The organism is Methylorubrum salsuginis (assembly GCF_900114375.1).
In the GTDB taxonomy this organism is placed as follows: Bacteria; Pseudomonadota; Alphaproteobacteria; order Rhizobiales; family Beijerinckiaceae; genus Methylobacterium; species Methylobacterium salsuginis.
Genome location: NZ_FOSV01000017.1, coordinates 95,145 through 103,424, shown reverse-complemented (window position 1 = coordinate 103,424; position 8,280 = coordinate 95,145). Strand labels below are relative to the sequence as shown.

The following is an 8,280-nucleotide window of genomic DNA, read 5'->3' as shown; positions in this document are numbered from 1 at the left end:
GACCACGTTCTGGGTCGCCTGGTAGGCGGTGTTGGTGGCCGAGGAATCGACCGAGAGCCAGTTCTGGCCCGAGGAGGTCGAGGAATCTGCGGTCGAGCGCATCTTGTCCTGGATCGCCTTGATCTCGGTCTGGACCTTGGCGCGGTCCACGCCCGGCTGCAGCGCGGTCTGCAGCTTGGCGCGCATGTTCTGCAGGTCGGACAGGACCGAGTTCAGGCCGTTATAGGCGGTGTCGACCGCCGAGGAGCCGAGGCCGAGGGAGTCCTTCACGGCCGACAGCGAGGCGTTGTCGGTGCGCACCGTGGTGGCGATCGACCAGTAGGCGGCGTTGTCCGAGGCGGCCGAGACGCGCTGGCCGGTCGAGACGCGGTTCGAGGTCGCGTCGAGCTGGCTGTTGATGCCCTTGAGGGTCGTCAACGCCGTCATGGCGGAGATGTTGGTCAGCAGGCTGGTCACGGAGAGACTTCCGGCAAAAGAAGGACAGGGAGGGTTCGTGGAACCGGGCTCACACCGGTGCGGCGTCTGCGGCTCCGACCAGAGCCGTGGCGAGCCTCACGAGACCCGTCCGCACCGCGCATCACACCTCCGGACTCGCACCGGATCGGCGGGACGGACATCATGTCCATGAGCCTCGAAGAGACCCACCCGCCGGCCTGTTCTCGGATGAAGTCACCGTTTTCGCGGCGCCTCTTCTCGATGTCGTGAGAATGACGGTATCGTGTTACGAAGCGATTAAGCAGACGAGGCCGGCTCTGTCCCGCCGGGGCTGTTCCACAATCGGACAGATCATCGCCGGAGACTGGGTCTTCGGCCTGTCCGGCGTCGGAAAGTCTGGCGCTGTTGGGGAAAGCGTTAACTCTTGTCTTGCCGAGCGGTGGCACCCGCGGCCGGATGTGCCAGGGAGGAACAGCCGGCACGCAACATCCCGGCCTGTCTGCGCGTCCGCGCCGGAAGCCGCCTCATCCCTCGAACGTCACGCCCGCGAAATCCCCCCGGCGCCAGCGCAGGCGCACCGTCAGCGTGCGCAGGTCGTGGGCGGCAATGACGAGGGAAAAGGTCTCGGGCAGGGCGACCTCCGGATCGACCCGGAGCTTGGCCCCGGTGCGGGACAGGTCGCGGACCACGCAGCCCACCAGCCGCTCGGGGCCGAGCACGATGCGGCCCTGCTGGACGACGCGGTGGCGCTTGCCCGCGCGTTCCACCGGAGCCCCGTCCTTCGTCTCGGCCATCGTCGTCTCGGGCTCCCGTCGCGGCGGTTATACAGGCGTCCGCCCGCCTGTCACCGAGGGAGGAGGTGTTAAGACTTCGGTAACCATGTCCGTTCACGGTTCGTGAACCGGTACGATCCCGCGTTCGCGGGCGCCGGCCGGCGAGACGGACATGACCACACAGACCCGGCGACCCGCCCCCCGCACGATGGCCCGGCCCACGGCCCGGCCGGTCGCCCCGCCCGCGGAACGGTCCTTCGCCAGCCTGATCGCCGCCCGGCGCGCCCGCGAGGCGGCGGTGGAGCGGGGGCTGCTCGCCGGCCTCGTGCTCCTCGCCTTCACGGTCAGCGGATTTGCCGGCTACGGCATCGCCACGGGTGAGCGCGCCTACGACGTGCGCGCCGTGCTCCCCGAGATCGCCCTCCCCTTCGCCTGGAAGAAGACGGTGGCCGACGGGCGCCTCGCCAGCGCCGACCTCGATCCCGTCACCACCGGCTCGCTGCCCGATAGGCCGGCGCCCGTCCAGATCGCGGCGGCTCCGGCCGCCGCCGGCCCGGTGGAGCGTCCGGCCGCCCCGTCGCCGGGCGGCTACGCCCTGCGCCGGGTCGCCGACGGGGTCGCGACCCTCGAAGGGCCGGACGGCCAGCGGCAGGTGGTGCTCGGCAGCATGCTGCCCGGCGCCGGCCGTGTCCTGTCGATCCGCCGCACCGGCGCCGGCTGGGTGGTGATCACCACCGAGACGATCATCGGGCCGCAGACGCTGTGAACCGCGCTAGCCCCCTCGCCGGACAAGCCTGGGACAAGCGTCCCCCGCTAGAGCCGACGATGCAGCAAGGCCCGCGGACGACCGGGGTCGCCCCGGCATCCTGCTTGAAAGTCCGCCCGTGACCGACACCCTCACGAGCTACCGGCTGATCGCCAAGGACCTCAGCGCCTCCCTCAAGCGGAAGGCGGCCGACCCGGCGCTCGCGCGCGAGACCGCCTATTACGAGGCGAATATCAGCAAGGTGAAGACGGTCGACGACCTGATGGCGGACCGGCGCCTCTACACCTATGCCATGAAGGCCTACGGCCTGGAGGACATGACCTACGCCAAGGCCTTCATGCGCAAGGTCCTGACGGAGGGCACGGGCAGCGCCGCGAGCTTCGCCAACCGGCTGGCGGACGAGCGCTACGTCGCCTTCGCCCGCGCCTTCAACTTCGCCGCCACCGTCTCGGCCGCGGGCACCGACCCGGAGAGCTTCGGCAAGGCCGGGGGACGGGCCGGCATCACCGCCCCCGCCGCGCTCGCCGCGACCACGGATTTCAGCGGTGCGAACGAGGCCCGCTTCCTCATCGAATCCCGGATCGACGCGACCACCACGAAGTCGGTCACGGTGACGCTGAACGCCGAGACGCTCGCCGGCCTCGCCGCCGATGTCACGAAGGTCACCGCCGAGGAGATCGCGAAGGCGATCAACGCGCAGATCACCGCCTCGGGCGAGGACGAGATCACGGGCGAGACCGGCCTCAAGGGCAAGGTCCAGGTCGGCGTGGGCGTGGGCAATTCCCTGTTCTTCGAGACCACCGCCTATGACAGCCTCGGTGCGGACGGCGCGGTGGGCGGTACCGGCCGGAACGCCGACGTGACCGTCTATGCGGGCGGCAAGGCCCGCACCCTGTCGATCCGGAACGTCCCGCTGACGGGCGAGGACAAGGTCGCGGTCAATGTCGGCTTCGGCACCGGCCTCGGCCCCGACGCCTCGGCCCGCACCGTCACCGACGCCTATCTGCGCCAGGCGTTGGAGAGCGAGGCGGGTGTCGAGGACACGGGCGTGCGCCTCGCCCTCTATTTCGCCCGCAAGGCGCCCACGATCAGCAGCGCCTACGACATCCTGGGCGATCCGGCACTGAGCCAAGTCGCCAACACGGTGATCGGCCTGCCCGCCACCAGCGGCGCGGCCACCAGCGAGGCGCTGGCCCGGCGGGTGCGGCTGATCTCCTCCAAGATCGACATCCCGAGCTTCCAGGACCCCGCCAAGCTCGACGCCTTCGTGCGGCGCTTCGCGGCGATCTGGGATTCGCAGAACAACACTCAGAGCGCGCCCGTGCTGGCGCTGTTCTCCTGAGGCAGACCGATGCAGCCGAGCCTCTACGTCTCGCTCTCCAGCCAAATCGCGCTGGAGAAGCGGCTGACCACCACCGCCAACAACGTCGCCAACATGGCGACGGCGGGCTACCGCGCCGAGGAGATCAAGTTCTCCGAACTGCTCGGCCGCTCGACCCGCGGCGAGGTCGCCTTCGTCGGCCCCGGCACCAACACGATCTCGCGGGTCGCCGGCCCGACCACCAAGACCGACTCGCCCCTCGATCTGGCGGTGCAGGGCGATGCGTGGTTCGGCGTCACGGGCCCGAAGGGAACGCTCTATACCCGCGACGGGCGCCTCACGATGGATGCCAACGGGCAGCTGCGCACGCTGACCGGCAAGGCGATCGTCGATCCCGGCGGCGGCCCGGTCACCCTCGACCCGCAGGCCGGCCCGCCGACGATCGGGCGCGACGGCAGCATCTACCAGAACCGCCAGCAGGTCGGCGCCATCGGCCTGTTCACGATCGATCCGAAGGCGGCGCTCTCGCGCGCGACCGACAACACGGTGTCGTCGAGCCTTCCGGCCCGCGCCGTACAGGACTTCACCCGCCTCGGCATCGCTCAGGGCTATGTCGAGGGCGCCAACGTCAATCCGATCATGGAGATGACGCGGCTCATCGCGATCCAGCGCGCCTTCGAGAGCGCCGCGACCCAGACCTCGCAATCGGAAAACACGCTCTCCGAAGCGATCAAGACGCTGGGGCCGCAGGGCTGATCCGATGGCCGAGCCGAAGACGAACGCCATCGAGCGCCTGGCGCGCGCCATGGAGGCCGGCCGCCGCGACCTCGCCGTGATGCGGGTCGGCGGGCCGGTGCGCGAGATCACCGCGAGCGCCGCCCGCGTCGGCGGCGTCTCCGCCTTCGTGCGGCTCGGCGACCGCATGGGCTTCACCGCCGACGGCCGCACTCAGATCGGCGAGGTGGTGCGCATCGACGGCAGCGGCGCGACGGTGAAGCCGTTCGAGAGCCGGATCGATGTCGGCATCGGCGCCCGCGCCCACCGCATCGGCCCGGCCCGGCTTCGCCCCTCCCCCGCCTGGAAGGGCCGCGTCATCGACGCGCTGGGGCGCCCTGCCGACGGCCTCGGCCCCCTGCAAGAGGGGGCGGCCGACGTACCCCTGGATGCCGACCCGCCCGCCGCCATGACCCGCGCCCGGGTGCGCAAGCCCCTGCCGACCGGGGTCCGGGCGATGGACCTGTTCACGCCGCTCTGCGCCGGCCAGCGCATCGGCATCTTCGCCGGCTCCGGCGTCGGCAAGTCGACGCTGCTGGCCATGCTCGCCGGCGCGCAAGGCTTCGACAGCGTCGTGGTGGCTTTGGTGGGCGAGCGCGGGCGCGAGGTGCGCGAGTTCCTCGAGGGCCCGATCGCCGCCGCGCGGGAGCGCGCCGTCATCGTCGTCTCCACCGGCGACGAGAGCCCGATGATGCGGCGCCAGGCCCCGAAGGTGGCGCTGGCGGTGGCCGAATCCTTCCGCGACCGCGGCGAGTCGGTGCTGCTCATCGTCGATTCGGTGACCCGCTACGCCCACGCCGCCCGTGACGTGGCGCTCGCGGCCGGCGAGCCGGCGGTGGCCCGCGGCTACCCGCCGAGCGTCTTTTCGGACTTGCCGCGCCTGCTGGAGCGGGCGGGGCCCGGCGCCGAGGGCGCGGGGACCATCACCGGCATCTTCTCGGTGCTGGTCGATGGCGACGACCACAACGATCCGGTGGCCGACTCGATCCGCGGCACGCTCGACGGCCACGTCGTCCTCGACCGGGCCATCGCCGAGCAGGGCCGCTATCCGGCGATCGACCTGCTCGGCTCGATCTCGCGGCTGGCCGGCGAGGTCTGGACCGGCGACCAGCGCGAACTGGTGCGCAAGCTCAAGAGCATGATGGCCCGCTTCGAGGAGACGCGGGACCTGCGCCTCATGGGCGGCTACCGCGCCGGCACCGACCCCGAGCTCGATCAGGCCATCACCCTGGTGCCGCGCATCTACGAGGCGATGCGCCAGGAGCCCGGACAGGCCCCGAGCCGCGACGCCTTCCTCGAACTCGCCCAATCCCTGCGGGGATGAGCGCCGAACCGTCTCCCACCCTCCGTCTCAGCCCCGCGCAAGCGACCGCGTGTCCACTGCGCCCCAATTCGACAATCAACGAGGTCTCCTCATGAGTCTCATCGGCGTGCTCCGCACCGGCGTCTCCGGGATGAATGCCCAGTCGAACCGTATTTCGACCGTGGCCGAGAACATCCAGAACGCCAGCACCACCGGCTACAAGCGCACATCGACGGAATTCTCGTCGCTGCTCGTGGAATCCAACGCGGTCGGCGACTACAATTCGGGTGCGGTCGAGACCACGATCCGCCGCTCGGTCGGCCAGGACGGCCCGATCGCCTCCACCACCTCCGACAGCGACCTCGCCATCAGCGGCAACGGCTTCTTCGTGGTGAAGGACGCGGGCGGTGCCCCGTTCCTGACGCGGGCCGGCAACTTCGTGGTCGACGGCCCGACCGGCAACCTCGTCAACGCGGGCGGCTTCACCCTGCAGGGCTACAGCCTCGCCAACGGCGAGCCCAACCCCGTGCTCAACGGCATCGCCGATCTGCAGCCGATCAACGTGTCGAGCCTCGGCCAGCAGGCGCGCCCGACGCTCAACGGCACCATCGACGGCAATCTTTCCTTCGAGACCCCGGTCTCGACCGGTGCCGTCTCGAAGAAGAGCTCGCTCAAGGTCTTCGACAATGTCGGCCAGGCCAAGATCCTCGACGTCACCATGACGAAGACCGGCGCCACGACGTGGACGGTGAGCTTCGCCGACCAGGCCGCCCCGGGAACGACGCTCGCCTCGACGACGCTCACCTTCGACGCCAACGGCAAGGTGGCCAGCGGCGGCTCGGCCACGCTGACCGTCCCCAACGGCCGCGCGATGACGATCGACCTGTCGGCGATGACCCAGCTGTCGGGCAACACCGCGCTGTCGGGCACCGCCGACGGCTCGGCCCCGACCGCCGTGACCGGCACGGCCTTCGGCAGCGACGGCACGGTCTACGCGACCTTCGCCGACGGCACCCGCAAGGCCGCCTTCAAGGTGCCGCTCGCCAACGTCGCGAGCCCGGACAACCTGAGCCCGCGGGCCGGCAACGTCTTCATCCCCTCCAACGATTCCGGCGACATCCAGGTGGGCTTCGCCGGGGAGAACGGCCGCGGCGCGATCAAGTCGCGGGCGCTGGAGCAGTCGAACGTCGATGTCAGCACCGAGCTGACCACGATGATCGAGTCGCAGACGGTCTACACCGCCAATTCCAAGGTGTTCATGACCGGCAACGAGATGCTCGAAACCCTGATGAACCTGAAGCGCTGAGGCGCTTCCGCTCGAAGCCGCCATCGCCGAGACCCGGCGTCGCGCCATCGAGGCAACCGAAAACAGGCGCGCCGCCGGAGACCCGCGGCGCGCCCGCCTTGTCGAAGAACCTGCTGGACACGGACGATGGGTCTCTCCCTCGCGCTCAACACGGCGCGCGCCTCGCTCGCCGCCTCCTCGAACCAGATCGCGGTCTCGGCGCGCAACGTCGCGGGGGCGAGCGATCCCGGCTATTCGCGCAAGATCGCCGCGCTGGTGGCGACTGGCAGCGGCGGCGCGGTGGTGAACATCACCCGCGCCACCGACGCGGCGCTCTACGCCCGTACCCTGTCGGCGAGTTCGTCGGCCGGTTACGGCGACGCCCTGCTCAACGGCCTTACGACGCTGTCGCGCACCGTCGGCGACACCGAGGACGCGACTTCGCCCGCCGCCCGCTTCGCCGGCTTCGAGGCCGCGCTCCAGGCCGCCGCCAACCAGCCGGATTCGACCGATCTCGCCCGCGCCGCGGTCGAGGCCGCCAAGGCGCTGGCCGGCAGCCTCAACGACGCGTCGAACGCGGTCCATGCCGCCCGCGCCGAGGCCGATGCCGGCATGGCCGCCTCGGTCGCCCGCATCAACGATCTGCTCGGCCAGTTCGACCGCGCCAATGCCGCGGTGACGCGCGGCCTCGCCACGGGCGCCGACGCCACCGACGCCCTCGACGACCGCGACCGCGTGCTGACCGCCCTCTCGGCCGAGATCGGCGTCACCGCGGTCGCCCGCGAGGGCGGCGACGTCGCCCTCTACACCGACAGCGGCGTGCCGCTCTTCGACCGCGGGGCGCGCTCCGTGCGCTTCACCCCGACCACCCCCTTCGCCGCCGGCACCGTGGGCGGGGTGGTCGTGATCGACAACGTGCAGGTCACCGGACCCAATTCGCCGATGCCGCTCGCCTCGGGCCGGCTCGCCGGCCTCGCGGCCTTCCGCGACACCGTCGCCCCGGCCTACGAGGCGCAGCTCGATACGATGGCGGGCGGCCTGATCGACGCCTTCGCCGAGACCGACGCCCTCGGCGTCGACAGCGGCCCGCGCGCCGGCCTGTTCACCGCCGGCGGCAGCGCCACGCTGCCCGACGGCACCGCCGCCGGCCGCCTCGGCCTCGCCGCGCGGATCCGGGTCAACGCCGCGGTCGATCCGAGCCAGGGCGGCCAGCTGCCGCTGCTGCGCACGGGCGGCATGAACGGCACCGATTACCGCGACCTCGCCGCCGGAACCGACGCCGCTTACGCCGGGCGTCTGCGCACCCTGGTCTCGAACCTCACCGCCACCCAGAGCTTCGATCCGGGTCTCGGGCTCGGCACCGCGCTCAGCCTCGCCGACTTCGCCGCGAATGCGGCGGGCTGGATCGAGGGCCAGCGCAAGGACGCCTCGGAGACGGCCTCCTACCAGAAGACGCTGCTGTCGAGGGCCAACGAGGCGCTGTCGAACGTCGCGGGCGTGAACGGTGACGACGAGACCGCCCTGACGCTCCAGCTGGAGCGCTCCTACACGGCCTCCGCCAAGGTCATCTCGGTCATCAACGACCTCCTCAAGACCCTCCTCGACGTGGTGCGGTGAAGACAG

General features: G+C 71.1%; 8 protein-coding genes. 6 read left to right on the top strand and 2 right to left on the bottom strand.

Annotated elements, in window-relative coordinates:
• Together BM140_RS18435 and BM140_RS18430 are read right to left on the bottom strand one after the other, a co-directional pair.
• Nucleotides 1–456, bottom strand: a 456-nt coding sequence (locus tag BM140_RS18435; protein ID WP_483127902.1) for a flagellin N-terminal helical domain-containing protein, incomplete at its 3' end; no start/stop codon positions are given.
• 503 nt (nucleotides 457–959) lie between these two features.
• Nucleotides 960–1,229, bottom strand: coding sequence for a PilZ domain-containing protein (locus BM140_RS18430; RefSeq protein ID WP_091949799.1), 270 nt, complete (start codon nucleotides 1,227–1,229; stop codon nucleotides 960–962).
• 151 nt (nucleotides 1,230–1,380) lie between these two features.
• Here BM140_RS18430 and BM140_RS18425 point away from each other — a divergent pair, with 151 nt between their 5' ends.
• The 6 genes from BM140_RS18425 to flgK all read left to right on the top strand — a co-directional run bounded on the left by BM140_RS18425 (nucleotide 1,381) and on the right by flgK (nucleotide 8,274).
• Nucleotides 1,381–1,974 carry a hypothetical protein gene (locus BM140_RS18425; protein ID WP_091949797.1) on the top strand — a complete coding sequence of 198 codons (594 nt, stop codon included), beginning with the start codon at nucleotides 1,381–1,383 and terminating at the stop codon, nucleotides 1,972–1,974.
• Nucleotides 1,975–2,092: 118 nt separating this feature from the next.
• A complete protein-coding gene (locus tag BM140_RS18420; RefSeq protein WP_091949795.1) occupies nucleotides 2,093–3,316 on the top strand; it encodes a DUF1217 domain-containing protein in 1,224 nt (407 codons plus the stop codon).
• Between the two features lie 9 nt (nucleotides 3,317–3,325).
• Nucleotides 3,326–4,051: a flagellar basal-body rod protein FlgF gene (gene flgF, locus BM140_RS18415; RefSeq protein ID WP_091949793.1), complete on the top strand. Its 726-nt coding sequence runs from the start codon at nucleotides 3,326–3,328 to the stop codon at nucleotides 4,049–4,051.
• 4 nt (nucleotides 4,052–4,055) lie between these two features.
• On the top strand, nucleotides 4,056–5,393 hold the full coding sequence (fliI, locus tag BM140_RS18410; RefSeq protein WP_091949790.1) for a flagellar protein export ATPase FliI: 1,338 nt from the start codon (nucleotides 4,056–4,058) through the stop codon (nucleotides 5,391–5,393).
• 91 nt (nucleotides 5,394–5,484) lie between these two features.
• Nucleotides 5,485–6,678 (top strand): flagellar hook protein FlgE, encoded by a 1,194-nt coding sequence (locus BM140_RS18405; RefSeq protein ID WP_091949788.1) that lies wholly within the window; start codon nucleotides 5,485–5,487, stop codon nucleotides 6,676–6,678.
• Nucleotides 6,679–6,804: 126 nt separating this feature from the next.
• The gene (flgK, locus tag BM140_RS18400; RefSeq protein ID WP_091949786.1) at nucleotides 6,805–8,274 is read left to right on the top strand and encodes a flagellar hook-associated protein FlgK; all 1,470 of its coding nucleotides are present in this window, start codon (nucleotides 6,805–6,807) and stop codon (nucleotides 8,272–8,274) included.
• The last annotated feature ends 6 nt before the right edge of the window (nucleotides 8,275–8,280 follow it).

What these genes read in the sequence shown, in the direction of transcription:
- BM140_RS18430 (WP_091949799.1), bottom strand. Translation starts at nt 1,229, where the DNA reads ATGGCCGAGACGAAGGACGGGGCTCCGGTGGAACGCGCGGGCAAGCGC.
- BM140_RS18425 (WP_091949797.1), top strand. Translation starts at nt 1,381, where the DNA reads ATGACCACACAGACCCGGCGACCCGCCCCCCGCACGATGGCCCGGCCC.
- flgF (WP_091949793.1), top strand. Translation starts at nt 3,326, where the DNA reads ATGCAGCCGAGCCTCTACGTCTCGCTCTCCAGCCAAATCGCGCTGGAG.
- fliI (WP_091949790.1), top strand. Translation starts at nt 4,056, where the DNA reads ATGGCCGAGCCGAAGACGAACGCCATCGAGCGCCTGGCGCGCGCCATG.
- BM140_RS18405 (WP_091949788.1), top strand. Translation starts at nt 5,485, where the DNA reads ATGAGTCTCATCGGCGTGCTCCGCACCGGCGTCTCCGGGATGAATGCC.
- flgK (WP_091949786.1), top strand. Translation starts at nt 6,805, where the DNA reads ATGGGTCTCTCCCTCGCGCTCAACACGGCGCGCGCCTCGCTCGCCGCC.